Origin of the sequence: Pseudoalteromonas ostreae, assembly GCF_018069805.1 — a bacterium.
Classification (GTDB): domain Bacteria; phylum Pseudomonadota; class Gammaproteobacteria; order Enterobacterales; family Alteromonadaceae; genus Pseudoalteromonas; species Pseudoalteromonas ostreae.
Window position 1 is genome coordinate 18,626 of record NZ_JAGPYN010000018.1, and the last position, 26,307, is coordinate 44,932.

The following is a 26,307-nucleotide window of genomic DNA, read 5'->3' on the forward strand; positions in this document are numbered from 1 at the left end:
CTTTAAATTTATTAACCTAGAATCATACAGCTTAAAACAATATTTATCAGTAAGTAAGAATTGTAACCTAGGTGTGGAAGCGCGTCCGAAGAACTAGATAAGCAAAATGTTTTGCTTATCTAGTTGGGTAAGAGGAGTTCTGCGATGAACTGGAACGGAAGTGCGCCCGAATGACTAGGGAAGTAAAAGATTTATAAGTATTTATTCACAAGGAGGGTTGTGTCATGTGCTGCGCTTCAGAGAGAAAGGTACAGGGGCTGAAATTTTTAACTAAATTAACAAAAAAGTTAATAGCTCGCACATTAAACGTGCAGTGAACCTTGCGAAGCAAGGATAGCCATGCTTTAATTAGCCAGCAAAAAATAACAGCAGTATATTTAAAATAAGCTGAAAGTTTTAGAATTTAATATTATTTTGGGAATACACAATGGCGCTAAGCTGTAAAACACTTGTGGCATCACTAACGTTGCTAACAATGACAGGTTGTACAATCATCCCCGGTAGCCATTTCGAAGGAATTGAATCGGGTGAGCAGATGAAAAACCTTGAGCAGGATCTTGAAAAAGTAAATATTCAAATTATTGACTCATCTTTAATTTATCAGCAAAACCAATCACGCAAAAAAACTAAGCCACCTTCAAGCCTTGATGGTTTAAACGTTAGCGATTACGAATATATACTTGGTGTAGGTGATGTACTGACCATTGGTGTATGGGATCACCCAGAGTTAACCATACCAGCTGCAGTACAACGTACCGCTGAGTTTGATGGTTTCCGCGTGCAAGCCGACGGCACTATTACGTATGCCTATGCGCCAAATATTCAGGCAGCAGGTAAAACAGTACAACAAGTACACAGCGAGTTAGTTAAACGCTTAAGCCGTGTGATTGAAGACCCACAAATTGATATTAAAGTAGTTGGTTTTCGCAGTCAAAAAGCGTATGTAACTGGCGAAGTAAAACAACCGGGTATTTTTCCCGTAACAGAAATTCCACTCACACTTATTGATGCCTTAAATCAAGCTGGTGGTTTAACTGAAGCTGCCGATTGGCGGACTGTAACTTTTACCCGTGGCGATCAAACCGAAGTTATCAAACTTGATGATTTTTATGCTCATGGTGATATTTCGCAAAACCGTTTACTACAACACGGCGATATAGTTCACGTTAATCGTAATGACTTACAACGCGTGTTTGTATTAGGTGATGTTAAAAAAGCAGGCTCAGTGGATGTTAACCGCTATGGTTTAAACCTAGCCGAAGCACTCAGTAATTCTGGTGGCTTAAATGAAAACACCGCTGATGCAAATGGCGTGTTTGTACTGCGTAAACGTAATTTGGAAACTGACGGTATTATTGCCGATGTCTACCAGCTACATGCAAAAAATGTTGCTGCTTTAGTGCTAGCTGAGCAGTTTGAATTACAACCACATGATATTGTATATGTAACGTCAGCACCACTAGCCCGTTGGAACCGTGTAATAAGCTTGTTACTACCGTCAATCGCAACAGTCGATTCAATTGACGATTTAGCTGCAGCAAACTAAGGATTACGATGTTTGATTCTATCTTAGTAGTGTGCGCAGGCAATATTTGCCGCAGCCCAACAGCTGAATACGTATTAAAAAGTAAATTAGCGGGTAAAAATATTAAAGTATCCTCGGCAGGGCTAACGGCGCTTGAAGGTAAAGCGGCTGATGCAACTGCAAAGCAAATTGCGGTGCTGCACGGTATTGCTATGGACGAGCACCAAGGCAGGCAGTTAACCTCAAGCCTTGTTGCACAAAACAGTGTTATTTTAGTGATGGAGCAACGCCATTTAACTGACCTGTGTAGTCGCTACCCAGAAGCACGCGGTAAAACTTTTTTACTTGGTAAGTGGCTAGGTGATAAAGAAATACCCGACCCATACAGGCAAAGTTTAGAAGCGTTTGAACACGTTTATGCATTAATCGACAGCGCCTGTAGCGCTTGGCAAAAGTATTTATAAGGATAGGCTAGTACATGAATGCTCAGCCCACTGCATTAGCAGCAAACAAACAAAATAAGCAAGACACACAAGCAAGCCAAGAAATTGACCTAATGGCGCTGTTAGGCGCATTAATTGATCGTAAATATTTTATAATCGCTTTAACCGCGCTTTTTATGGCTATTGGCGTAATTTACGCAGTGTTTTCAACTCCGGTATATCAAGCGACAGCAATGATCCAAGTTGAAGAGAGCGGCGGATCTGTCCCAGGCTTTGATGATATGTCAGGTATGTTTGAAAGTACCTCAGACGCAGTGACGGAAATTGAGTTATTGAAATCACGCTCAGTCATTGGCGAGGCTGTTGATACCTTGCGTCTTAATGTTGAAGCAGAGCCAAATTTATTCCCATTAATTGGTAATCGTGCGTTTCGTAAGTTTAGTCCAATTAACGAGGGGGAGTTAGCTGAGCCGAGTTTTGGGGCTAGCTCATATGCTTGGGGTGGAGAGAGTATTGATATATTTAGGTTTGATGTGCCTCCCTCAGCCGTTGGAGTTAAATTTACGCTTGCGGCGCAAGAAAATAACTCAGTAGTATTATTTAATAGTGATGGTGAACAGGTATTAGCGGGAAAAGTAGGCCAAGAGTTAATAAATGGCAAATTTAAATTAACGGTACGTAGTTTAAATGCTCATGCGGGTACTGAGTTTACAATCAAGCGCAAAGATCGGTTGAATACAATTTTAGATTTAAAAGCTGCAATTAGTGCCAGCGAAAAGGGTAAAGATTCGGGTATTATTAACTTAAGCCTACAGAACGAAAATCCAAATTATGCTGAAAAAGTACTTGATAAAGTAGCGAGTATTTATGTCAGGCGTAACGTGGAACGTAACTCGGCAGAAGCACAAAAGTCGCTTGAATTCTTGGAAGTTCAATTACCAGAGATTAAAAAGCAATTAGAGTTTGCTGAGCAGCGTTTTAACGATTATCAGATTAAGCGCCAATCAATTAATATTACCTTAGAAACGCAAGGTGTGTTAGAGCAAGTAGTTAAACTTGAAACTAAATTACAAGAGCTTGAACTCAAGCGCTTAGAGGTGAGCCGTAAGTTTAAAAAGGATCATCCAACTTACCAAGGTTTAGTTGAACAAATCAGCGCAGTTAATGAGCAGAAAAAGGAACTCGTTGGTGAGGTCGGCAACTTACCAGAGACTCAGCAGGAGCTATTACGCTTAAAACGTGATGTAGAAGTAAGTAATCAAATTTACACAATGCTACTTGGTAAAACACAAGAGCTTGATATAGTGCGTGCTGGTACTGTCGGTAATGTGCGTATTATTGACTACGCCGAGGTGAATACCTCAAAACCTGTGAAGCCTAAAAAAGCCTTAATTGTAGTAATGGCGACTATGCTAGGTGGCATGCTTGCTGTGGCGGTTGTATTGGTACAAAAAGCCATGCATAAAGGCGTTGAAGATCCAAATGAGATTGAGGCTATAGGTCTGCCAGTTTACGCCAGTGTGCCATATTCAGATTATCAAGATAAACTCACAGGTTTTAGCAAAGCACTTAAGCATAAGATTAAGAAACCTAAATCAATATTGGCGCTTGATAACCCTGCAGATTTGTCAATTGAAGCGCTACGCAGCCTGCGCACAAGCCTGCACTTTGCAATGATGGAGGCTAAAAACAACTTGATAGCAATCTCAGGACCAAGCCCCGGTGTAGGTAAATCGTTTATATCAGTTAATTTAGCTGCAGTATTGGCGCAAAGCGGCAAAAAAGTACTGATAATCGATGCCGATATGCGTAAAGGTTATTTACAAACTCAGTTTGGTTTAAAGTGGGATAACGGCTTAAGTGATTATTTATCAGGGAGCTTAAACCTTGAACAAGTAACTAAACCGACTCCTGTTGAAGGGTTGAGCGTGATTACCCGCGGGCAAATACCACCAAACCCGTCAGAGCTGTTAATGCACAGTAACTTTAGTAAATTGGTAGAAGAGGTAAGTGCTGAATACGATATCGTAATTGTAGATACGCCACCTATTTTAGCGGTAACTGATCCTGCAATCGTAAGTGCCCATACCGGTACTACACTGTTAGTAACGCGTTTTGGCCAAAACCACCTTAAAGAAATAGAGCTAACCAGAGCCCGCTTTGAACAAAACGGCACTGACGTTAAAGGCGTAGTATTTAACGGTGTAGTTAAAAAAGCCAGCAATGCTTACGGTTATTACGGTTATTACAACTACGAGTATAAATCGGATAAGTAAGGGAAAGGCACTAGGTGCTAGGGAAGAGACTAGGAGCTAGATCTTAAAACCTAGACGCTTATTGTTCATTGTAGGCGATTGGCTTGTCACCGCGAAAGGTTAAAGACAAAGGTGCTAGGTAATAGGCTAGGACCTAGATCCTAAAACCTAGCACCTATGTATTAAAACGTAGGAGCAGGCTTTAGCCGCGAAAGAGAAAAAGAAAAGGTGCTAGGTACTAGGTACTAGGAAAAAGACTAGGAGCTAGGTGTTTTCATAGCCCGTTGTCCGCAGCCCATGGCTTTTCTTTCTGTGTAGCGAAGCGCCTCACTGCCCTCGGTGGTAAAAATGTTTTGTAGGCTCGGGTTTATCCCGCGCTTAAATAGTAAAAATAGTATTCGTAGGAGCTGGCTTTAGCCGCGAAAGACTTAACCTTGCAACTTAAAACTGATCAACCTAGAGCTAATTTAAATTTAACATCAAGGGAGTATTAAAAAATGCACGATTCATTAACGGACCTAAAGATTGGCATCATAGGTTTAGGTTACGTAGGCCTTCCATTAGCAGTTGAATTCGGTAAAAAATATCCGGTATTAGGTTTTGATATAAACCAAAAGCGTGTTGATGAATTAGATGCAGGTCACGACGCCACATTAGAAGTTAGTGATAACGAACTCGCTGATGTAAAAAACCTAACTTTCTCTTGTAATAAACAAGATTTAGCTGAATGTAATGTTTATATAGTAACTGTACCAACCCCGATTGATGACAGTAATGCACCAGACTTAACACCACTTCGTAAAGCATCTGAGTTGCTTGGTGAGTTTGTTAAAAAGGGTGACGTGGTTATTTATGAGTCAACTGTATATCCAGGTGCGACGGAAGAAGTGTGTTTACCAATTATTGAAAAAGTATCAGGTTTGGTGTTTAACCAAGACTTTTTCGCGGGTTATTCACCAGAGCGTATTAATCCAGGTGATAAAGTTAATACCTTAACAAAAATAATGAAAATCACCTCAGGCTCCACTCCAGAAATTGGTCAGTTTGTGAATAACTTATATGGTTCAATAATTACTGCGGGCACTCATTTAGCTGGCTCATTAAAAGTAGCTGAAGCCGCCAAAGTGATTGAGAATACTCAACGTGACTTAAACATCGCGATTATCAATGAGTTTGCAAAAATATTTAACCGCTTAGGTATCGATACTGAAGAGGTGTTAGAGGCTGCGGGGACTAAATGGAATTTTTTGAAGTTTAAACCAGGCTTAGTGGGTGGTCACTGTATTAGTGTTGACCCTTATTACCTAACTCATAAAGCACAAGAAGTTGGTTACCGTCCTGAAGTTATTTTAGCTGGTCGCCGCATTAATGATGGTATGGGTGAGTATGTAGCAACGCAGCTAGTTAAAAAACTATCAAGCCAAAAAATCCATATAGATGAAGCAAAAGTGCTGGTATTAGGTTTTACCTTTAAAGGTGATTGCCCAGATGTACGTAATACAAAAATCATCGATATTGTAAATGAGCTTAATGATTTTAATATGAGTGTGGATGTATACGATGGTTGGGCAAACGCAGCAGAAGTTGAGCATGAATACGGGTTATCGTTAATCGATACGCTTACTGAAAACCATTATGATGGGATAGTGCTTGCAGTAGACCACAGTGAGTTTAAAAACATGGGCGTAGAGGCTATTCGTAAGCTGGGTAAAGAAAAGCATGTACTGTACGATGTTAAACATGTGTTTGGCCCGAAAGACTCAGATATTAGATTATAATAAAGGATTTTAACATGAAAAATTTCGCCCTTATCGGTGCCTCTGGTTACATTGCTCCACGCCATTTAAAAGCAATTAAAGAGACAGGACATAACCTGTTAGTTGCGATGGATATTAATGACTCTGTGGGCATAATGGATAGCCACTTCCCTGATGCTGAATTTTTTACCGAGTTTGAAGATTTTACCGCGTTTGTTGAAGACTGTGCAATGAAAGGGCAAAAGCTAGATTTTATTGCTATTTGTAGCCCGAATTACTTGCATGCACCACATATGAAATATGCACTTAAAAACGGTATCGATGTAATTTGTGAAAAGCCATTAGTGCTTCACTCAGAAGACATGGATATTCTAAAAGAATACGAAGAAAAGTACGGTGCAAATGTAAACTCAATACTGCAACTGAGACTGCATCCGTCAATCATTGCTTTAAAAGAGAAAGTGGCCGCAGCACCTGCCGATAAAGTATTTGATGTTGACCTAACGTATATGACATCGCGGGGTAAATGGTACATGAAATCGTGGAAAGGCTTTGACCATAAGTCAGGCGGTGTAGCGACTAATATCGGTGTGCACTTTTACGATATGCTGCATTTTATTTTTGGTGATCTTAAGCATAATGAAGTCCACTTTAGAGATGAAAAAACATCTAGCGGCTACCTAGAATATGAGCGCGCACGTGTTAAGTGGTTCTTATCAATAGATTCGAATAACTTACCTGACAATGCAGTTAAGGGTGAGAAGCTTACCTACCGTAGTATTACCATTAATGACGGCGATAATACCGAGGAGCTTGAGTTCTCAGGTGGCTTTACTGATTTACATACACAGAGTTATCAAAATATCTTAGCGGGTAATGGTTTTGGTATTGATGAAAACCGTGTTGCAATTGAAACCGTTGAAAAAATCCGTGAAATGCCACTGGCCCAAGCTGGCAGCAAAGCGCATCCACTTCTTTCAAAGGTACTATAACGATGAACTATCATGTGCATGAAAGCGCCATTGTTGATGCTGGCGCACAAATAGGCAATGACACCCGTGTTTGGCATTTTGTGCACGTGTGTAGTGGTGCTCAAATTGGTGAGGGTTGTTCGCTTGGTCAAAATGTATTCGTAGGTAATAAAGTCACCATTGGCAATAACGTAAAAGTGCAAAATAATGTATCAGTGTACGACAACGTGCACATTGAAGATGATGTCTTTTGTGGTCCGAGCATGGTTTTCACTAATGTGTATAACCCGCGTTCATTTATTGAGCGAAAAACAGAATATCGCGATACATTAGTAAAAAAAGGCGCCACGTTGGGTGCTAATTGCACCATTGTATGTGGTGTAACCATTGGTGAATATTCATTGGTGGGTGCGGGCGCTGTTATTAATAAAGATGTCAAACCGTTCGCGTTAATGGTGGGTGTACCAGCTAAGCAAATTGGTTGGATAAGCAAGTATGGTGAGCAGCTGGATTTGCCTTTGACTGGTAAAGCAAGTACCACGTGTGAACACACCGGTGAAGAATATGTTTTAGAAGGGAGTGCGTTGTTTATAAAATAACACACACTGTCATGTAAACATCGCCAGTTATTAATTGTAGGGCTTTAGCTCTGCAAGCCATCAAGCCTGTAGGGGGTGGCTATAATTTAATAAGCGTATACAAACTAAGCATAAAACCTAATTTGAAGAATTTAAAATGACCATACAATTTATAGATTTAGCGGCGCAATACCAACACTTAAAAACAAAAATAGACGCACGAATTAAAACGGTTTTAGACCATGGTAAGTATATCATGGGGCCAGAAGTGCAAGAGCTTGAAAGCGAACTAGCAAGCTATGTTGGTGTTAAACATGCCATAACCTGTGCTAACGGCACTGATGCACTCACACTTGCCATGATGGTGCTTGATATAAAGCCTGGCGACGCAGTTTTTTGCCCCACCTTTACGTTTTTTGCAACAGCAGAGGTCATAGCTTACGAAGGTGCTACACCGGTATTTGTAGATTCAGATGAAGCCACCTTTAACATCTGCCCAATCGACCTAGAAAAGCGTATTCAAGCAACAATTGCAGAAGGTAAGCTGACTCCTAAAGCCATTATAGCGGTTGATTTATTTGGTTTACCAGCGAACTACCCTGAAATCCAAAAAATTGCCGATAAGTATAATCTAAAGCTCGTTGAAGATGCGGCACAAGGGTTTGGTGGCAGCATTGATGGTAAACGCGCTGGTAGTTTTGGTGATATCGCCACAACAAGCTTTTTCCCAGCAAAGCCACTGGGTTGTTACGGTGACGGTGGTGCTGTTTTTACAAACAATGATGAATATGCAGAGCTATTAAAGTCATACCGCGTACACGGCAAAGGTAAAGATAAATACGATAATGTGCGCATCGGCATGAACAGCCGCTTAGATACTATTCAAGCGGCTATATTGCTTGAAAAACTAGCCGAGTTTCCGACCGAGCTTATTAATCGTAACAAAGCGGCTGATAACTATGAAAAAACGCTATCAGGTAAATACCAAACCCCACAAGTTCCTACAGGCTATGTAAGCTCATGGGCGCAGTATACGCTGGTATCAACCAATCGTGATGTAGATATGGCTGAGTACAAAGAACAAGGTGTACCCACTATGATTTATTATGGTACGTGTATGCATGAACAAACAGCATTTAGCCAGCTGGGTTATCAAACTGGCAATTTTCCAGTAGCTGAAGGGTTAGCTCAGTCAGTATTTAGTTTGCCTATGCATGGCTATATTTAAGTGTTTAATTATTCTGAAAAAAATAAAGTATTAATAAGGCTCATTTCATCGACTGCAATAGCTCAGATTATTCCATTTGCTATCAGCCCTATACTTACAAGGCTTTATTCACCTTCAGATTTTGGTTATTTTAGTTTCTTTTGTTCTTTAGTCGCAGTTTTTGCCGTTTGGGCTAACGGACGTTTTGAGCTTGCAATAGTATTAGGGAGGCAGAAGAAGGTATCAATAGCGCTGTTTTACATAGGTCTGTTTTTTTCTTTTTCTGTCTGCTTATTATTGTTAATTCTGGGTGTAATATTTAAAAGTTATTTGATGGATATTGGGTTTGGGGAGTTTACATTTCCATTGATCTCTTTCTATATTGTAGTTGTTTTAGGTGTAAGTAGTAACTCCTTATTTAATTATTACCTTACTAAGTTAGAAAGGTTTAAGACGATAGGTAATGCACTTATTGGAAAGGCTATAAGCATAAGCCTACTTCAAATTGTATTTGGTTTTTTTGAGCTTGGGGGAGAGGGTTTAGTTTTGGCTTGGTTTTTAGCTTTTTTATCTTCCAGTATTTTAATGTATATCTATGGAGCTAAGAATCACCTTTCTTTTCAAGGCTTGGGAATTAGGAAATTATATGTTTTTTTTAAGGCTTATATTAGGTTTCCTTTTTTCTCCGCACCCGCTAGTTTGCTAAGTACAATTTCAAGTCAGGCTAATAACTTATTAATCCCTTTTGTTTTTAGTATGAGCACTCTTGGTTTGTATTCATTGGCTGAAAGGTTGCTATCAGCACCTATTACACTAATCGGAAACTCTATTAGCCAGGTTTACTTTAAAGCTATTTCTTCAGATCCAAATAATGCCATGGTTGAGTTCAAATCTGCATTGTTAAAATTGTCTATAATATCTATTTTAATTTTTTTTGTAGTACAATTATTTGCCGGCTCGCTCTTTGTTCTGTTATTTGGTGATGAGTGGGCAGGGGCTGCAAATATAGCTAAATTATTTTCTATTCAATTTTGTGTTCAATTAATTATATCGCCTTTGTTGGTTACTCTTCAAATATATAAAAAAAATAAAATTGAACTTTTATTGCAGTTTTTGATGTGTCTTACATATATGTCAGTCTATTTAGTTGCATATATTTATGCTTGGAGTTTTCTTGAGCTTGCCAAATGTTTGTCTTTATTGGTTGCGTTTAATTATTTTGTTATAGGGGCTTATTTATATAGCCTTGTGAAGAAAAATATGAGGCTGTGAAATGTTGTATTTTAGATTTGTATTTTTATTGCTTTTTATTAGGTTTTTGCTCGACTTTTCATATGTTAACTTTGTTTTTAAGTACTATAATTATGCAGGGTTTAATTATGATTTCGACATCAATCAGTATGTACTTTCTATAATTATGTATTTGTTATGTATACCTCTGTGTAGTTTATTTCTTAAAAAGGTGAGTGATTACTTTTTTTTAAGTGCTTGTATGTTTTTTTATGCGCCTATTACGAGTCTATTCGGATTAGATTCTGCTAGAGATTTTTATGTTGTATTCCTTTGTTTAAGTTCATTGTATTTAATGTATTACTTTATAAATCATAGTTTTGTTTCTTTTAAAAATGTGCCTTATATTAATGGTGGGGGGCAATTAGCAATTTATCTATCAATTTTCTTCATGTTTCTCGTTTTGTCTAATTTCCTATTATCCGGTGCTAGTTTAAATTTTGATTTAGACGCGGTTTATCAGTTTAGAGATCAAAATGCAAAATTGGCAGAAGTCGGGATATTTACATATTTAAATAACTGGACCTACTCTATATTTACTCTTTACATATTCGCAATTTGCTTAAAAAACTCACGTTTTTTTCTGTTAGCTTTTTTTCTGAGTTTACAGGTTGTGTTTTTTGGCTTTTCAGCACATAAAGCCGTGCTTTTTATGCCATTTTTAGTTATTGGTGCTTGGTATTATTTCAAAAAGGAAAGAAGCTTAATAATTCTCCCTTTCTCAATTTCATTTTCTTTATTGGTGTGTGTAGTTTTGTTTTTGTATTTTGATGATATACAGGTTTCTGGGCTATACGTTCGCCGTGTGTTTTTTGTTCCTGCGCAGCTTACTTTCGCTTATGTGGATTTCTTTAATCAAAATGAGTTTACCTTCTGGTCTCAATCAATCATGAAGTACTTTATAGATTACCCATATGAGCAAGGCATTTCATCTTTAATTGGTAATTGGATGTTTAATGATGATACTAGGGCTAATAATGGCCTGGTTTCTAGTGGTTATGCTAATTTTGGCGCAATAGGTGTGTATATTTATTCGCTTTTATTAGCTTTAATAATAAAGATGATTGATGACTTTTCACTAAGTGGAAATATGCCGACATGGTTTGCAATATCTTTGATTGCTAGCCCTCTTAATGTTGCGCTTATTCAGTCTGATTTGTTTACAGCCGCTTTAACTCATGGTCTATTAATAGCTCTCCTTTTAGTTTATATAAGTAGAGCGAAAGTTATAAAGGAGACTACTATTGAGCAATAAAGTCATACACGTATCTAATACAGATATACGATCTGATTTTAGAATCATTCGACAAATAAAAGCATTGCAAGATTATGATGTTATAGCAATTGGGATCGAAGATAAGTCCGAGCCACACAAGTTTAATTTGGATAGTTATTGTAAATATATAATTCTCAAAAGCTTTAGCGCCAAATTTGTAACTAAATCGATTAGACATTTTTTTAATCTAATTTATTTTAATATACAAGCTTTTTTATTGTTCAAATCTTGTAAACCTAGCCTTATTCATGTGCATGATACCTATCCGCTTTTTTCAGCAATAGCATATAAAAAACTATATGGCTGTAAGGTTGTTTATGATTGCCATGAATTAGAATCAAATAAGGGCGGGCAAAGTAAGGCCCTTGCTCGTTTGACATATTTTATCGAATCTTTGTGCTATAGACATTGTGATTCATTGATCACAGTATCCTCACTCATTGAAAAATGGTACATAGACACATTTTTGGAGTTGCCTTATCATGAGTTGATATATAATTCTCCTGAGTTTAAACAAAACCTAGCATCAAAGACTTTTTCGGATACTAATAGCAATAAGTTTGTCTATGTTGGACAGTTTTCAGAAGGACGTAATTTAATCGAGCTATTAGATATTTTCCAGGATAATGGGCAAGAGTGTCATTTTATAGGTTGGGGAGTGCTGGAGGATAGAATTATAGAATCCTCTAAAGGTTTTAAAAATATCCACTACCATAAGCCAATGCCAAATGATCTTTTGATGGAGTTTTTAAATGAAAATGATTTTACTTTTGGCCTATGTATATTAGCCCCTATTTCTTTAAGTGATAAGTACTCATTACCTAATAAGCTTTTTGAATACACTTTTAGCGGGTTTAATGTTATCGGCAGTGATTTCCCTGAAATTGCAAGTTATATAAAAAATACAAACTCAGGGTATACCTTCAAAAATATAGAAGAATTCAAGGTTTTATTAAATACAGGTGGGTTAATAAGAAAAAATATAAATCATGAGGAGCTTGATGGGTATTCTTGGTCTCAAATGATAGTAAAACTTAGACGTTTATATTCGAATTTGCTTTAATTTGTTTTCTAAAAGGTTGTTAAATTATGTGTGGAATTTTCGGTGTTGTTTCTAAACAGCACAATATTAATGTTGGGCATCTTAAAGAGTTAGCTAATCACTCTAGGCAAAGAGGAAGGGATTCAAGTGGCTTAATTACATTTGAGGCTGGTTCTTATGCAACTACTAGAGCTGATTTTGATATTAACAAGCTACTTAAATCGACTTCATTAAATAATAAAAAGCTTGTGTTTGGCCATAGTAGATTAGTAACAAATGGTCACACAGATAATCAACCAGTGATACGTGATGGTATAATTGCTATACATAATGGCATTATAGTTAATGATGAAGAGCTATGGAAAGATATAAATGTTGAACGTAAGTTTCAGATAGATTCTGAAGTTATTATCGCTATTGCTCTAGATTGTTTAGAAAAAGGCGTTGCTTTAGAGGATATCCCCACTCATATTTTGAATAAATGTAAGGGCGTGGTTGCGTGTGCGCTGTTGTTCCCATCTATGGGTAAAGCGCTTCTTTTTTCAAATAATGGAAGTTTATATGTTGCAGATTCAAATGATAGTTTATATTTTTCATCTGAGAGCTATCCTTTAACTAAATTGGGTTTATCAGTTGTACATAAAGTAATAAATGAAACAGTTGTTTGGGATATTCCAAAAGCAAATAATACTGGTGAGGTTAAAGATTGTCACTCTAGAAAACTAGATCTAGTGCCAGCATTATCTTTTAATGCTGAGAAAGAGGCTCTTCTTGAATATAATGAGCCAGTACTTAAACGTTGTACTAAATGTATTCTTCCAGAGACTATGCCTTTTATCCATTTTGACTCACTCGGTGTTTGTAATTATTGCAATACGTACAAGCCAAAGAATCAGCCCAAGCCCAAAGAAGAGCTTTTTGAGCTAGTAGAAAAGTATAGAAGAAAAGGTGAACCTGACTGTATTGTACCATTCTCTGGTGGGCGAGATAGTTGCTACGGTTTACATTTAATTGTTAATGAATTGAAGATGAAACCAATTACTTATACTTATGACTGGGGGTTAGTTACAGATTTAGGGAGACGTAATATTAGCAGAATGTGCGCGCAATTAGGTGTTGAAAATATCATTGTTGCGGCTGATATTGAGAAAAAACGTAAGAATGTTGCGATAAACCTTAAGGCTTGGTTGAAGTCTCCTCACCTTGGCATGATGAGTATATTGACAGCAGGTGATAAACACTTCTTCAGGCATGTTGAAACGGTTAAAAAGCAAACTGGAATTGATATTAATTTATGGGGCGTAAACCCATTAGAGGTAACTCACTTTAAAACTGGTTTTCTCGATATTCCACCGGACTTTGAAGGTAAGCATGTTTACACTAACGGCGCAATGAAGCAGCTGCATTATCAGAAAAAGCGCTTTACGGCAATGATGGATAGCCCTGGTTACTTTAACTCTTCATTGTTTGATACGCTTGCTGGTGAGTACTTCCGTAGCTTTACAGAGAAGAAAGATTACTTCCATATATTTGATTATTGGAGATGGGACGAAACTGAATTAGATAATATTTTACTTAATCAATATGATTGGGAAAAAGCGATAGATACTCCTACAACATGGCGTATTGGGGATGCAACAGCCGCTTTTTACAATTATGTTTACTATACAGTTGCAGGTTTCACTGAGCATGACACTTTTCGAAGTAACCAAATTCGTGAAGGGGATATCACAAGAGATGAAGCTTTAGCGCTTACAAGAGAAGAAAATAAACCAAGGTATCCAAATATTAAATGGTATCTTGATGTTTTAGGTATTGACTTCGGTGAAGCTATTCGTACCGTTAACAGTATTCCTAAGTTATATAAATCTTCCTAATTTTTAGGCTTAGATATTTTATGAATATTTGGTGTATATCAAAATATGCGAGCATCCCCAGTTATGGGGCTGCCGCTCGCCTTTTCTATTTAGCAAAAGAGTTTAGTAAGCAGTGTGAACAAGTTGTTCTCATTACTTCTGACTCAAATCATTTATGTAAATTCCCTGAAACTGAAAGTAGATATAATTACGAAGAGCAGGATGGAGTAAAGGTTTGTTGGATTAAAAATATAAAATACAACAAGTCAGCTTCGATGAAACGTGTATTGAGTTGGTTTGACTTCGAGTTTAGGCTTTTTCTAATGGATAAAAAAAAGCTAAATAAGCCAGATGTAGTTCTAATATCATCACTGTCATTGCTTTCGATTGTATACGGGTATTATTTAAAAAAAAGGTTCGGTGCATCACTAATTTTTGAAATTAGGGATATTTGGCCTCTAACACTTATTGAAGAGGGAGGGGTAAGTAAATACCACCCCCTATCAATTGTATTAGGGTGGTTAGAAAAGTTTGGTTACAAAAATGCAGATTTAATCGTTGGTACTATGCCTAGGCTAGACTTACATGTAGAGAGTATTCTAGGTTATAAAAAAGAAGTTTTTTGTTCTCCGTTAGGTATCGATGAACATCAGATTGGTGCCGTTTTAGAGGTGCCTAAGTTAGATGTTTATTTCCCTGAGGGGAAAAAAATAATCGGTTATGCTGGAAGTATGGGTATATCTAATTCACTTCAGCCGTTTATTGATATCATCAAAAATATGTCAGAATTTAAAGAGCTTCACTTTGTTTTAGTTGGCGCTGGTGATTTAAAAGATAAGTTCAAAAATGAACTAACTAGTTACGATAACGTAACTTTTGTTCCAAAAATAAAGCAAGAAGAGGTTCAGTATTTTTTGAATAAATGTGATGTTTTGTATTTATCAACCCAGAATTCAAAAGTGTGGGATTTTGGGCAATCCATGAATAAGGTAGTGCAATATATGTTATCAGGTAAACCTGTGGTTGCTTCATACTCAGGTTATCCATCGATGTTAAATGAGTCAGGTTCTGGGATTTTTATACCTGCTGACGATAAAGATGTGATGCAAGATGCATTAATCAAGTTTGCGTTCTTGAATGACGATGAGCGGCGCAACCTTGGCGACAAAGGAAAAGAATGGATCCTCTCCAGGAGAATGTATAAAACACTTGCTGAGGAGTACCTTGTTAAAATTCGTGAAATAGAAAATATTTCAGGGCAGAATGGAAGGTAGTTATGAAACGCCTCTTTGATTTTTTAGTTGCCCTCAGTGCATTATTTATTTTATTACCCATAATAATTGTTGTTGCTGTACTTATTCGTTTTAAATTGGGCTCGCCTATTTTATTTACGCAAGACCGCCCTGGTTTGAATGGTCAAATTTTTAAAATGATGAAGTTTAGGACCATGCTTGATGGTAAAGATAAGCAAGGTAATTTACTGCCAGACGATGAACGGATGACTCAATTTGGTGCTTTTTTACGCTCTACCAGCTTAGATGAGCTACCTGGTTTATTTAATGTATTAAAAGGGGATATGAGCTTAGTTGGCCCACGGCCTTTATTAGTACAGTATTTACCTTTGTACAGTACAGAGCAAGCGCGACGCCATAATGTACGCCCGGGTATTACCGGTTGGGCGCAAGTGAATGGCCGTAATGCGATTAGTTGGGAGCAAAAGTTTAAGCTCGATGTGTGGTATGTTGACAATCAAAGCTTCTTACTTGATTTTAAAATACTATTACTTACCGTAAAAAAAGTATTTGTACGTGAAGGTATAAGCGCTGAAGGTGAGGCGACAATGTCTCTTTTTAAAGGGAGTGATAATAAGTGAAAGAAATTATAGTTATAGGTGGTGGTGGATTTGCTAAAGAGGTTGTTTGGCTAGCGCATGATTGCAACCGTAAAGTAAGAGGTGTTTTAGACGATAATACTTTTACACATGGTGCAGATGTCCAAGGGGCAATCGTTTTAGGTTCAGTTGACTCTTGGGTGGATTACACTTCAGATTGTGAGTTTGTAATAGCTATCGGTAATCCTAGGACGCGTAAAGCTGTCTCAGATAAAATGCAGCTATTAGGAAAGCCGAATTTTGCAACATTAATCCACCCGAGTGCTAGATACTCCAATACTGTTAGTTTTGGTCAAGGTAGCATCATTTGTGCAGGTTCTATACTCACTGCAGATATTACCCTTGGCGCTCACAATATATTAAACCTTAATGTAACCGTTGGGCATGAATGTAAATTTGGTGATTTTATAACTGTAGCTCCAATGGCCGCTATTTCTGGAAACGTAATATTAGACGACCTAGTTGAAATTGGTACGGGTGCTACAATTAGACAAGGTTTAAATCTTCAGAAAGGCTCAATGCTTGGAATGGGGGGAGTATTGACTAAAAACATTCCGGAAAGAACTATTTTTGCTGGTAACCCCGCTAAAAAATTAAAGGAGATAACTGAGTAATGGAAGTATCAATAATAGGCTCTGGAACTATGGCTACGGGTATAGCCCAAGTGCTTTGTGTAAGTAATGAGGTTTCAAAAGTAAATTTAATCGCAAGAACTGAAGATAAAGCTATTACTTCAAAAAGTACCTGTGAAAAAAATATATCTAGACTTGCTCGTAAAGGGAAAATATCAGCTGAGCTGTCAAGTATTGCAATAGAAAAAGTTGTCTGTTGCACCGAGCTTGCAATTGTTGGTAATTCTGATTTGATTATAGAAGCGATTGCCGAAGACTTTGTCGCTAAAATGGAACTTTTTTCTAAGCTTTCTGGTTTTATTAATGAATCAACAATTGTTGCTTCTAATACTTCATCTCTATCTATTACAGCTTTTGGTAGTGTTTTACCTAACCCAGAGAATGTAATCGGGTTACATTTTTTCAACCCTGCTCCTATTATGGAATTAGTTGAAATAGTTGTAGGCCATGAAACTAACCCTTTGGTAGTTGATAAGTTGCAAACTCTGACTAAGGCTTTAGGTAAAGCGCCTGTTGTTGTTCAAGAAGCTCCTGGGTTCGTTGTGAACCGAATGTTGATACCGATGATCAATGAAGCTGTAAGTATTTTAGCCGAAGGTGTAGCAACAGCTGAAGATATTGATAGAGCTATGAGGTTTGGTGCGCACCATCCTATGGGCCCTTTAGCACTAGCCGATTTAATTGGTAATGATGTGAATTTATCTATAATGGAAACTCTTTATAGTGAAACTGGAGATCCTAAATATAGAGCCCATCCCCTCCTAAGAAAAATGGTTAGAGCTAACCATTTAGGCCGTAAAACTAAGAAAGGCTTTTTTGAGTATTAATATATGTTAAATACCCCATTTTCTCCTTGGCCTAGCTTTACTCAGCAAGAGGCTGATGCTGTAAGTCGTGTTGTTTTGTCAAACAAAGTTAACTATTGGACGGGTACTGAAGGCCGTGAATTTGAAAAAGAGTTTGCCATCTGGGCTGATAGTCAATACGCAATAGCACTTGGTAATGGTACGCTTGCATTAGATATTGCGCTTAAAGCGTTAAATGTAGGTGCAGGTGATGAGGTTATAACTACACCGCGTACTTTTTTAGCATCAGCCTCTAGTATTGTTACTGCTGGCGCAGCACCGGTATTTGCTGATGTTGACCTAAACAGCCAAGCGATTACTGCTGAGTCTATAAAGGCGGTACTTACACCAAAAACCAAAGCCGTTATTGTTGTACATTTGGCGGGTATGCCAGCTGAGATGGACGAAATAATGGCGCTCAGCAAGCAGCATGATTTTTATGTGATCGAAGATTGTGCACAAGCGCATGGCGCTAAGTATAAAGGTAAGTCTGTGGGCAGTATAGGCCACATTGGGGCATGGAGTTTTTGCCAAGATAAAATAATGACTACCGGCGGTGAAGGCGGCATGGTAACCACAAACTCAAAAGAGTTATGGTCAGCTATGTGGAGCTATAAAGACCACGGTAAAAGCTTTGATGCCATTTATAACCGTGAACACCCACCAGGGTTCAGGTGGCTGCATGAAAGCTTTGGTACTAACTGGCGCATGACTGAAATGCAAGCCGCAATCGGCCGTATTCAATTAACCCGCATGAGCGATTGGACTGCTAAACGCCAAACATACGGGACGCAGCTTGATAAAGCTGCAAGTGCTTTTGACTGTATTCGTTTAGTTGAGGTTCCGAAATACAGTGAACATGCAGAATATAAGCATTATATGTTTATAAAGCCAGAACAGTTAGCCAAAGGTTGGGATCGCGACCGTATAGTTAACACTATAGTTGAGCACGGAGTACCGTGTTTTCAAGGTAGTTGCTCAGAAGTGTATTTAGAAAAAGCGTTTGATAACACCCCATGGCGCCCAGAAACCCGCCTACCGAACGCTGTTGAACTTGGTGAAACGTCAATCATGTTTTTAGTGCACCCAACGTTGACTGAATCTGAAATAGCCAAAACAACTCAAGTAATGAAAGAAGTGTTTGAGTTGGCGAGTAAGTGATAGGTTGCTAGGGGCTAGGAAGAGACTAGGGACAAGGAAACTAAAGAGGGACGTTTTATGCAATTTGAAAAACTGGATGTTTGGAAAAGAGCTGCTTGTTTAGCTTGTAATATTTATAAAGTTACTAAAAATTGCAATGATTACGGCTTTAAAGATCAGGTAATGCGGTCTGCTGTTTCTATTCCTTCTAATATAGCTGACAAAATTGCAGGAGCAAATTTTGAACGCGCTTGCGCGGCCTCGAATAGGTGAGATAAACGGACTTATCGAATAACGAGTAGAGCGCGAAACTGCTAATGATGAATCTAGATTTTTATATTACGCGAAAGGCTCAGCTGGTGAGTTAGTCACACAACTTTATATTGGTATTGAAATTGGCTTTATAAATAAAGAGCATGGATTAAAGCTAATATCTGAAGCTAAAGAAGTTGCAGCAATGATCGCGGCGTTAATTAAACGCAGAAAAGGCTTTGTTAAAGAGCAAGAGCCTGATTATGATATTCCTAGCTCCTAGCTCCTAGCTCCTAGCTCCTAGCTCCTAGCTCCTAGCTCCTAGCTCCTTTACTTTTTATACGCTATAATTCATAAAATATTAACAAATAAAGAGTATGCTATTAGCTCTTTGAATCAACAAAGTACAAAAAAGGGAACTTATTGTGGATAGTTTCATCCGATCTATTTTGAATGCCTCGCGTGCTAAAAAGCGCGTGATTACCTTATTTATTGATTCACTTTTTATCGCCGCAGCATTTTGGCTTGCTCTTATTGTGCGTTTAGATAGCTTTGCACCATTTAATGAACTTGGCAATTGGCTACTTTTAGCTATGTTAATTCCTACCGGTTTAATCGCGTTTATTAATTTTGGTCTATATCGTGCGGTACTTAGGTACATGAATGCGCAAGCATTATGGGCTATTGTGCTTGGTACAGTTATCACCACTGTAAGTTTAGTATTACTGTCGTTTTTTGTCGGTATTACCATCCCACGGACTATGCCTTTTATCTTTGCTTGGTTATGTTTGTTGACAGTTGGTGGTTCACGCATTGTAGTGCGCGCCATGATCGGAAAAATGGCCACTGTGAATAAGGAGTCGGTCATTATTTATGGTGCAGGCTCTGCGGGAAGGCAGCTTGCAACTGCACTTGGGGCGGGGCCTGAGTATTATGTTCGTGCTTTTATTGATGATGATGTAACTAAGCAAGGCTCTATCGTGCAAGGGATTCCCGTAATATGCTTTAAAGATATTTATGAGCTTATTAATAAAGGCAAAGTAACTAAAGTATTATTAGCATTACCAAGTACTAGCCGTGCACGCCGAAAAGAAGTACTCGCCCAACTGGAGCCATTAACAGTTAAAGTTTTATCTATCCCTGGTATGGCCGATGTGGTTGAAGGTAAAGCGCAGCTTTCTGAATTTAGAGAAGTTGAAATTGAAGATTTATTAGGCCGTGATCCTGTTACACCAAAGCCTGAGCTTATGGCTGCAAATATTACTGGCAAGGTAGTAATGGTAACTGGGGCTGGCGGGTCTATTGGTTCAGAGCTGTGCAGGCAAATAATTAGGCAACAGCCTAAAAAGCTGGTGTTATTTGAAATATCAGAATTTGCCTTGTATTCAATTGAAAAAGAGATAAACGAATATATTATTCACAATGCTATGGAGTTAGAATTAATCCCTATTATGGGATCGGTACAGCGTATTAATCGTATTGAAACCGCAATGATGGCATTCGGTGTGCAAACGGTTTATCACGCTGCTGCTTATAAACACGTTCCATTGGTTGAGCACAATGTAGTGGAGGGAGTACGTAATAATGTATTTGGTACTTACTACGCAGCCAAAGCTGCTGTAAATGCAGGGGTTGAGACTTTTGTCTTAATTTCCACCGACAAAGCTGTACGACCAACTAATGTAATGGGCGCTACTAAACGTATGGCTGAGCTGGTGTTACAAGGTTTGGCACAAACTAAGGGCAAAGAGCATCGCACCCGTTTTTGTATGGTGCGTTTTGGTAATGTGCTTGGTTCGTCTGGTTCTGTTGTACCGTTATTTCGTAGGCAAATTAAGGGAGGTGGGCCAATTACGCTTACCCACCAAGATATAACCCGTTTTTTTATGACGATACCTGAAGCTGCACAACTGGTAATTCAAGCTGGATCTATGGGGAAAGGTGGTGATGTATTTGTACTCGACATGGGCGATTCGGTTAAAATTAAAGACTTAGCCAGTAAGATGATCCGTTTGTCAGGTTTTGAAGTGAAAGACAAAACCAACCCCCATGGTGATATTGAAATTCGATGTACCGGCCTGCGCCCAGGCGAAAAGCTATATGAAGAACTACTAATTGGCGATAACGTGGGTGAAACACCGCACGAACGTATAATGACGGCAAATGAAACTATGCTCCCACTGCCTAAGTTAAAAGTGTTTTTAGAAGCATTTGATATTGCTTGCCATAATTTTGACCACGAAATGATACGCCAATTGTTACTTGATGCCCCAACAGGGTTTAACCCAACTGATGGTATTTGTGATTTAGTATGGAATGCTAAAAAAGATGTACAGATCGAAAGTATCCCCCAAGCGAATGTTGTTAATTTAAAGGGGTAGGTTAAAAGGTAGGTGGGGCTTTATGCCGCGTAGTTTATAAAATTCATGGCGAAAGCCATTGCCTACGTTACACCTAAGATTGCTGGAACCCTCAAGCCTAGCGAGCTAAGCTGCCACATTTATTCTAAAACTCCGATTCACTTCCGATAAAGCTTTGTGCTGTTAAATTAAATTAAATTAAATTAAATATGAAATAAAGGACTAACTATGAAAGCTGTTATACCAGTTGCAGGTCTTGGTACGCGTATGTTGCCAATGACTAAAGCAATCCCCAAGGAAATGCTACCTTTAGTTGATAAACCACTTATTCAATATATAGTGAATGAGTGTGTTGCGGCAGGTATTAAAGAAATTGTACTCGTAACTCATAGCTCTAAAAATGCTATTGAAAACCATTTTGATACTAGTTTTGAGCTTGAAGCGACACTTGAAAAGCGCGTAAAGCGTAAGTTACTTGATGAAGTGCGCTCTATTTGCCCTGCAGATGTAACTATTTTGCATGTACGCCAAGGTGAAGCTAAAGGTTTGGGTCATGCGGTGTTGTGTGCTAAGCCAATCATTGGTGATGATGATTTTGTAGTTTTACTGCCAGATGTAATACTTGATGCGTATACTGCGGATCAAGAAACTGAAAACTTAGCGGCAATGATTGCGCGTTTTAAAGCAACATCAGCAAGCCAAATTATGCTTGAACCGGTACCTGAGCAAGATGTATGCAAATACGGTATTGCTGATATAAATGGCGCTGTAATTACTGCGGGCGAAAGTGCTAAAATCAAAACCATGGTTGAAAAACCAACTGTTGGTGATGCGCCATCAAACCTTGCTGTAGTCGGCCGTTATGTGCTGTCAAAAATTATTTGGCAATTACTGAGTAAAACTCCGGTTGGCGCAGGCGGTGAAATTCAATTAACTGACGCTATTGATATGCTGATGAAAATTGAAACGGTTGAAGCATTTCATATGAGTGGTCGCGCCCATGATTGTGGCGATAAACTTGGTTATTTAAAAGCGATTGTTGAATACAGCATGCGTGATGAAAGCTTAGGCGCTGACTTTACAAACTTTGTAACAGAATTAGTTAACCCTAAAAAAACAAATTATTTAAAGGCAGTGTAAATTTATTGTAGGCGCGGCTTTATGCCGCGCACTTTGTATTGAGGCGTTAGATTATAGGGGAGCTAGTCTCTAATCTTTGATTTTGTGCCTGTACCTTGGTCCCAAGTTCCAAGTATCGTCATTACCCAGAGTAGCTTTAGCCTTTGCATTCAATTAAACTTAGTCTCTTCAATGTAACTTTTGGTGTTTTGTATGGCTAAAGATAGGTTCGCGCCAAAACCTTTAAACGATATTATGGCTGGCCTGAGTGGTCGACTGTCGTCGTATGCAGGTAAAAGCCAAGCATTAGATAAACAACAAATTTTATTGAGTGAATTTTTGGGGGCTAATTTAGGTGGAAAATGTCGCGTTAGTAATTATCGCGATGGTACGCTGATGATTGAGGCGGTATCTGCGCCTATAGCACTGCGTTTAAACTACTTAAAAATGGATATGCTGACACACTTTCGTAGTGCCGGTATGGCAGAGCTTGGACAAATTAAAATTACTGCAAACCCACAAGTCAGCCAGCGATTAAGTGCAAATAATGCGTTAAAAACAGCTAATGCCACTCCTGCGAATAAATTAGCTATGAGTGAACAAACCGCTGATTACCTCAAAGCGATTGCACAAAGTGCACCACCATCACTAAAAGAAAAGCTAGAGCGATTAGCGAGGCATGGTAGGAAGTGAACGTAAGCCATAAGTTTTAAGCCGTAAAATTCAGTGCTTATTATTGGTGAGTATTTATAAATTTTACAATGGATTCCATATTTTTAAATCCGCTTACCACTTTGTCTTCTCCCCTTGATTTTCTTTTATCCACCTCCATATCTTCATAGTTAATATAATTTTATAGTCTTAATTAAAGTTATGTTTACGGCTTATTTTAAATTTTCTTGCAGAAAACTGATATCTTAACTATGCGATGGTTTGATGTTTCGCAGAGTCTGGTATAGTAGCGCACGTATTGAACGCTGTATTTCACAACGTTTCTCGAAATTGCTAATTAATATGTGCTCATGTGAGTAATCTATTAATTAGTAATTATAAAAATGGGTTAGCTGATACTCGGCTAGCAAAGAACACATTGTAACGGTTTTATCATGATATCTAATTTATTTACCAAGATTTTTGGTAGTCGCAATGACCGCACTATTAAAAATTTAAGAAAGACGGTCGCGCTGATCAACGCGCTTGAAACGCAACTTGAAGCGCTTTCAGACGAAGATTTAAAAGCCAAAACAGCAGAGTTTAGAGAGCGTTACGATAACGGACAAGGTCTTGATGACATTCTACCAGAAGCGTTTGCTGTGGTACGTGAAGCATCAAAACGTGTAAATGGTATGCGTCACTTTGACGTACAGTTGCTAGGTGGTATGGTTTTACACCAAGGCCGCATCGCAGAAATGCGTACTGGTGAGGGTAAAACCCTTACCGCAAGTTTACCAGCATACTTACGTGGTATAACGGGTAAAGGTGTTCACGTAATTACTGTGAATGACTACCTTGCCAAGCGCGATGCTGAAACTAACCGCCCATTATTTGAATTTTTAGGTTTAACTGTTGGTTGTAACGTACCGGGTATGATGCCGCAACAGAAAAAAGAAGCCTACGCCGCTGATATTACCTACGGTACTAATAACGAATTTGGTTTTGATTACCTGCGTGACAATATGGCGTTTAGCATTAACGAACGCGTACAACGTCCACTTTACTATGCGGTAGTCGATGAAGTTGACTCGATCTTAATTGATGAAGCCCGTACTCCACTGATTATTTCCGGCCCCGCTGAAGACAGTTCGCAGCTGTATGCTGAAATCAATACCATTGTTCCGCTTCTTGAATTACAAGAGAAAGAAGACGAAGAAGGTATTGAAGGCGATGGTGATTTCACTATTGATGAAAAAGCCAAGCAAGTTCATTTAACTGAACGTGGTCAAATTAAAGTTGAAGAATTACTGATTGAACGTGGTTTGATAGCTGAGGGCGACTCGCTTTATTCTGCTGCGAGTATTACCCTGCTTAGCCATATTTATGCGGCATTACGTGCTCATAAGTTGTATCAAAAAGACATTGATTACGTTGTAAAAGAAAACGAAGTAATCATTGTTGATGAACACACTGGCCGTACAATGGAAGGGCGTCGTTGGTCTGAAGGTTTGCATCAAGCTGTTGAAGCAAAAGAAAATGTAAAAATTCAAAACGAAAACCAAACGTTAGCGTCAATTACATTCCAAAACTACTTCCGTATTTACGATACCCTTGCAGGTATGACCGGTACTGCCGACACTGAAGCATTTGAGTTTCAGTCAATCTATGGTCTAGATACTGTTGTTATGCCAACTAATAAGCCGATGATCCGTGAAGATCGCGCTGATTTAGTTTACTTAACGCAAGAAGAAAAATACGAAGCCATTCTAATCGATATTAAAGATTGCCAAGAGCGCGGCCAGCCAGTATTGGTGGGTACGATTTCAATCGAAAGCTCTGAGTATTTATCGCAATTTTTACGTAAAGAAAAAATCAAGCACAACGTACTTAATGCTAAATTCCATGCCCAAGAAGCAGACATCGTTGCCGATGCTGGTTTACCAGGCACAGTAACAATCGCAACTAACATGGCCGGTCGTGGTACTGATATCGTGTTAGGCGGTAACTGGAATAGCGAAGTTGAAAAACTTGAAAATCCAACTGATGAGCAAATCAAAGCGATTAAAGAAGCGTGGCAAATTCGCCATGATGCAGTAATTGCTGCTGGTGGTTTACATATCATTGGTACTGAGCGTCACGAATCACGCCGTATCGATAACCAGCTACGTGGTCGTTCTGGCCGTCAAGGTGACGCCGGTTCAAGCCGTTTTTACCTTTCGATGGATGATGCGCTAATGCGTATATTCGCTGGTGAACGCATGACTAATATGATGCGTAAACTAGGTATGCAACGCGGTGAAGCGATTGAGCACCCGTGGGTTAACCGTGCCATTGAGAACGCGCAACGTAAAGTTGAAGCACGTAACTTTGATGTGCGTAAACAGTTGCTTGAATACGATGATGTAGCAAACGACCAACGTCGCGTTGTTTACTCACAACGTAATGAGTTGCTTGAAGAAGGCGATATTTCAGAGACAATCACGGTTATTCGTGGTGACGTATTGGGCAACACTATTGACCAATATATTGCACCGCAAAGTTTAGCTGAAATGTGGGATATTCCGGGCCTTGAAGAGCGCTTAAAGCAAGACTTCTTAATTGAGTTACCGATTACACAATGGTTAGCTGACGATAACAAACTTTACGAAGAAAAGTTACGTGAGCGTATTGAAGAGTCAGTTGAGCAAGCTTACAAACAGAAAGAGCAACAAGTTGGCGATTCTGTACTTCGTCAGTTTGAGAAAGCAATTATGCTACAAAGCCTGGATCAACATTGGAAAGATCACCTTGCTGCGATGGATCACCTTCGCCAAGGTATTCATTTACGTGGCTACGCGCAAAAGAATCCTAAGCAAGAGTACAAGCGTGAGTCGTTTGAATTGTTCTCAGAGATGCTTGAGAATCTGAAAATTGATGTAGTTAGTATTTTAAGTAAAGTACAAGTACGTGCTGAAGAAGATGTTGAAAAAATCGAAGAGCAACACCGCCAAAGTGAAAATGCTCCTCGCGAATATCAACATGAAGAAGTTGAGCACGTAGGCGGCGAAGCACCTCAAGGTGCGGTTGTAACATCACGCGCAGAGCCAAAAGTTGGCCGCAACGAACCTTGCCCGTGTGGCTCGGGTCAAAAGTTCAAACAGTGTTGTGGTAAGTTAAAATAACCAAATGTTATAATTAACCATTAAAAAGCGACGCCTGCGTCGCTTTTTTGTTT

The 26,307-nt window shown here is 38.7% G+C and carries 21 protein-coding genes and 1 pseudogene; all 22 read left to right on the plus strand.

Translation table 11 applies throughout. The features are described from left to right. Positions 1 to 427 precede the first annotated feature (427 nt). The 22 genes and pseudogenes from J7338_RS14660 (at position 428) to secA (ending at position 26,254) form a co-directional block, all read left to right on the plus strand. Positions 428 to 1,546 carry a polysaccharide export protein gene (locus J7338_RS14660; protein ID WP_210797751.1) on the plus strand — a complete coding sequence of 373 codons (1,119 nt, stop codon included), beginning with the start codon at positions 428 to 430 and terminating at the stop codon, positions 1,544 to 1,546. Between the two features lie 8 nt (positions 1,547 to 1,554). Beyond that, positions 1,555 to 1,989, plus strand: a complete 435-nt coding sequence (locus tag J7338_RS14665; RefSeq protein ID WP_210797752.1) for a low molecular weight protein-tyrosine-phosphatase — start codon at positions 1,555 to 1,557, stop codon at positions 1,987 to 1,989. 14 nt (positions 1,990 to 2,003) lie between these two features. Beyond that, the gene (locus J7338_RS14670) at positions 2,004 to 4,244 is read left to right on the plus strand and encodes a polysaccharide biosynthesis tyrosine autokinase (RefSeq protein ID WP_210797753.1); all 2,241 of its coding nucleotides are present in this window, start codon (positions 2,004 to 2,006) and stop codon (positions 4,242 to 4,244) included. Positions 4,245 to 4,720: 476 nt separating this feature from the next. Next, positions 4,721 to 6,001: a Vi polysaccharide biosynthesis UDP-N-acetylglucosamine C-6 dehydrogenase TviB gene (gene tviB / locus J7338_RS14675; protein WP_210797754.1), complete on the plus strand. Its 1,281-nt coding sequence runs from the start codon at positions 4,721 to 4,723 to the stop codon at positions 5,999 to 6,001. 14 nt (positions 6,002 to 6,015) lie between these two features. After that, on the plus strand, positions 6,016 to 6,972 hold the full coding sequence (locus J7338_RS14680; protein ID WP_210797755.1) for a Gfo/Idh/MocA family oxidoreductase: 957 nt from the start codon (positions 6,016 to 6,018) through the stop codon (positions 6,970 to 6,972). A gap of 2 nt (positions 6,973 to 6,974) precedes the next feature. After that, entirely contained in the window at positions 6,975 to 7,550 is a 576-nt protein-coding gene (locus J7338_RS14685) for an acyltransferase (protein WP_210797756.1), read from the plus strand. A 142-nt stretch (positions 7,551 to 7,692) separates the two neighbouring features. Beyond that, on the plus strand, positions 7,693 to 8,757 hold the full coding sequence (locus J7338_RS14690; protein ID WP_210797808.1) for a DegT/DnrJ/EryC1/StrS family aminotransferase: 1,065 nt from the start codon (positions 7,693 to 7,695) through the stop codon (positions 8,755 to 8,757). Further along, positions 8,758 to 10,008 (plus strand): oligosaccharide flippase family protein, encoded by a 1,251-nt coding sequence (locus J7338_RS14695; RefSeq protein WP_210797757.1) that lies wholly within the window; start codon positions 8,758 to 8,760, stop codon positions 10,006 to 10,008. Between the two features lie 220 nt (positions 10,009 to 10,228). Continuing rightward, a complete protein-coding gene (locus J7338_RS14700; RefSeq protein WP_210797758.1) occupies positions 10,229 to 11,281 on the plus strand; it encodes a hypothetical protein in 1,053 nt (350 codons plus the stop codon). Next, entirely contained in the window at positions 11,271 to 12,365 is a 1,095-nt protein-coding gene (locus J7338_RS14705; RefSeq protein WP_210797759.1) for a glycosyltransferase, read from the plus strand. The genes J7338_RS14700 and J7338_RS14705 overlap by 11 nt, the downstream gene beginning before the upstream one ends. A 26-nt stretch (positions 12,366 to 12,391) precedes the next feature. Continuing rightward, complete coding sequence (locus J7338_RS14710) at positions 12,392 to 14,221, plus strand: hypothetical protein (RefSeq protein ID WP_210797760.1); 1,830 nt, start codon at positions 12,392 to 12,394, stop codon at positions 14,219 to 14,221. Between the two features lie 20 nt (positions 14,222 to 14,241). Then, a complete protein-coding gene (locus tag J7338_RS14715) occupies positions 14,242 to 15,474 on the plus strand; it encodes a glycosyltransferase family 4 protein (RefSeq protein WP_210797761.1) in 1,233 nt (410 codons plus the stop codon). 2 nt (positions 15,475 to 15,476) lie between these two features. Beyond that, positions 15,477 to 16,073, plus strand: a complete 597-nt coding sequence (locus tag J7338_RS14720; protein WP_210797762.1) for a sugar transferase — start codon at positions 15,477 to 15,479, stop codon at positions 16,071 to 16,073. Next, complete coding sequence (locus J7338_RS14725; RefSeq protein ID WP_210797763.1) at positions 16,070 to 16,705, plus strand: acetyltransferase; 636 nt, start codon at positions 16,070 to 16,072, stop codon at positions 16,703 to 16,705. The genes J7338_RS14720 and J7338_RS14725 overlap by 4 nt, the downstream gene beginning before the upstream one ends. Further along, the gene (locus J7338_RS14730; RefSeq protein WP_210797764.1) at positions 16,705 to 17,550 is read left to right on the plus strand and encodes a 3-hydroxyacyl-CoA dehydrogenase family protein; all 846 of its coding nucleotides are present in this window, start codon (positions 16,705 to 16,707) and stop codon (positions 17,548 to 17,550) included. Before J7338_RS14725 ends, J7338_RS14730 begins: the two co-directional genes overlap by 1 nt. Positions 17,551 to 17,553: 3 nt before the next feature. Further along, positions 17,554 to 18,729: a DegT/DnrJ/EryC1/StrS family aminotransferase gene (locus J7338_RS14735; protein ID WP_210797765.1), complete on the plus strand. Its 1,176-nt coding sequence runs from the start codon at positions 17,554 to 17,556 to the stop codon at positions 18,727 to 18,729. A gap of 57 nt (positions 18,730 to 18,786) precedes the next feature. Then, on the plus strand, positions 18,787 to 18,981 hold the full coding sequence (locus tag J7338_RS21045; protein WP_338052479.1) for a four helix bundle protein: 195 nt from the start codon (positions 18,787 to 18,789) through the stop codon (positions 18,979 to 18,981). Positions 18,982 to 19,069: 88 nt separating this feature from the next. Beyond that, positions 19,070 to 19,243, plus strand: a pseudogene (locus J7338_RS21050) (four helix bundle protein); the annotation flags it as partial. A gap of 142 nt (positions 19,244 to 19,385) precedes the next feature. Beyond that, positions 19,386 to 21,341 (plus strand): polysaccharide biosynthesis protein, encoded by a 1,956-nt coding sequence (locus J7338_RS14745; protein ID WP_210797766.1) that lies wholly within the window; start codon positions 19,386 to 19,388, stop codon positions 21,339 to 21,341. A gap of 207 nt (positions 21,342 to 21,548) precedes the next feature. Beyond that, on the plus strand, positions 21,549 to 22,460 hold the full coding sequence (gene galU, locus J7338_RS14750; RefSeq protein ID WP_210797767.1) for a UTP--glucose-1-phosphate uridylyltransferase GalU: 912 nt from the start codon (positions 21,549 to 21,551) through the stop codon (positions 22,458 to 22,460). A gap of 192 nt (positions 22,461 to 22,652) precedes the next feature. Continuing rightward, positions 22,653 to 23,132, plus strand: coding sequence for a DciA family protein (locus J7338_RS14755; protein WP_210797768.1), 480 nt, complete (start codon positions 22,653 to 22,655; stop codon positions 23,130 to 23,132). 413 nt (positions 23,133 to 23,545) lie between these two features. Beyond that, positions 23,546 to 26,254: a preprotein translocase subunit SecA gene (secA, locus tag J7338_RS14760; RefSeq protein WP_182719662.1), complete on the plus strand. Its 2,709-nt coding sequence runs from the start codon at positions 23,546 to 23,548 to the stop codon at positions 26,252 to 26,254. Positions 26,255 to 26,307 lie beyond the last annotated feature (53 nt).

Bases quoted from the DNA above. Each gene is read 5' to 3' on its own strand.
- J7338_RS14660 (WP_210797751.1), top strand. From the start codon at position 428: ATGGCGCTAAGCTGTAAAACACTTGTGGCATCACTAACGTTGCTAACA.
- J7338_RS14665 (WP_210797752.1), top strand. From the start codon at position 1,555: ATGTTTGATTCTATCTTAGTAGTGTGCGCAGGCAATATTTGCCGCAGC.
- J7338_RS14670 (WP_210797753.1), top strand. From the start codon at position 2,004: ATGAATGCTCAGCCCACTGCATTAGCAGCAAACAAACAAAATAAGCAA.
- tviB (WP_210797754.1), top strand. From the start codon at position 4,721: ATGCACGATTCATTAACGGACCTAAAGATTGGCATCATAGGTTTAGGT.
- J7338_RS14680 (WP_210797755.1), top strand. From the start codon at position 6,016: ATGAAAAATTTCGCCCTTATCGGTGCCTCTGGTTACATTGCTCCACGC.
- J7338_RS14685 (WP_210797756.1), top strand. From the start codon at position 6,975: ATGAACTATCATGTGCATGAAAGCGCCATTGTTGATGCTGGCGCACAA.
- J7338_RS14700 (WP_210797758.1), top strand. From the start codon at position 10,229: ATGTTTTTTTATGCGCCTATTACGAGTCTATTCGGATTAGATTCTGCT.
- J7338_RS14710 (WP_210797760.1), top strand. From the start codon at position 12,392: ATGTGTGGAATTTTCGGTGTTGTTTCTAAACAGCACAATATTAATGTT.
- J7338_RS14715 (WP_210797761.1), top strand. From the start codon at position 14,242: ATGAATATTTGGTGTATATCAAAATATGCGAGCATCCCCAGTTATGGG.
- J7338_RS14720 (WP_210797762.1), top strand. From the start codon at position 15,477: ATGAAACGCCTCTTTGATTTTTTAGTTGCCCTCAGTGCATTATTTATT.
- J7338_RS14730 (WP_210797764.1), top strand. From the start codon at position 16,705: ATGGAAGTATCAATAATAGGCTCTGGAACTATGGCTACGGGTATAGCC.
- J7338_RS14735 (WP_210797765.1), top strand. From the start codon at position 17,554: ATGTTAAATACCCCATTTTCTCCTTGGCCTAGCTTTACTCAGCAAGAG.
- J7338_RS21045 (WP_338052479.1), top strand. From the start codon at position 18,787: ATGCAATTTGAAAAACTGGATGTTTGGAAAAGAGCTGCTTGTTTAGCT.
- galU (WP_210797767.1), top strand. From the start codon at position 21,549: ATGAAAGCTGTTATACCAGTTGCAGGTCTTGGTACGCGTATGTTGCCA.
- J7338_RS14755 (WP_210797768.1), top strand. From the start codon at position 22,653: ATGGCTAAAGATAGGTTCGCGCCAAAACCTTTAAACGATATTATGGCT.
- secA (WP_182719662.1), top strand. From the start codon at position 23,546: ATGATATCTAATTTATTTACCAAGATTTTTGGTAGTCGCAATGACCGC.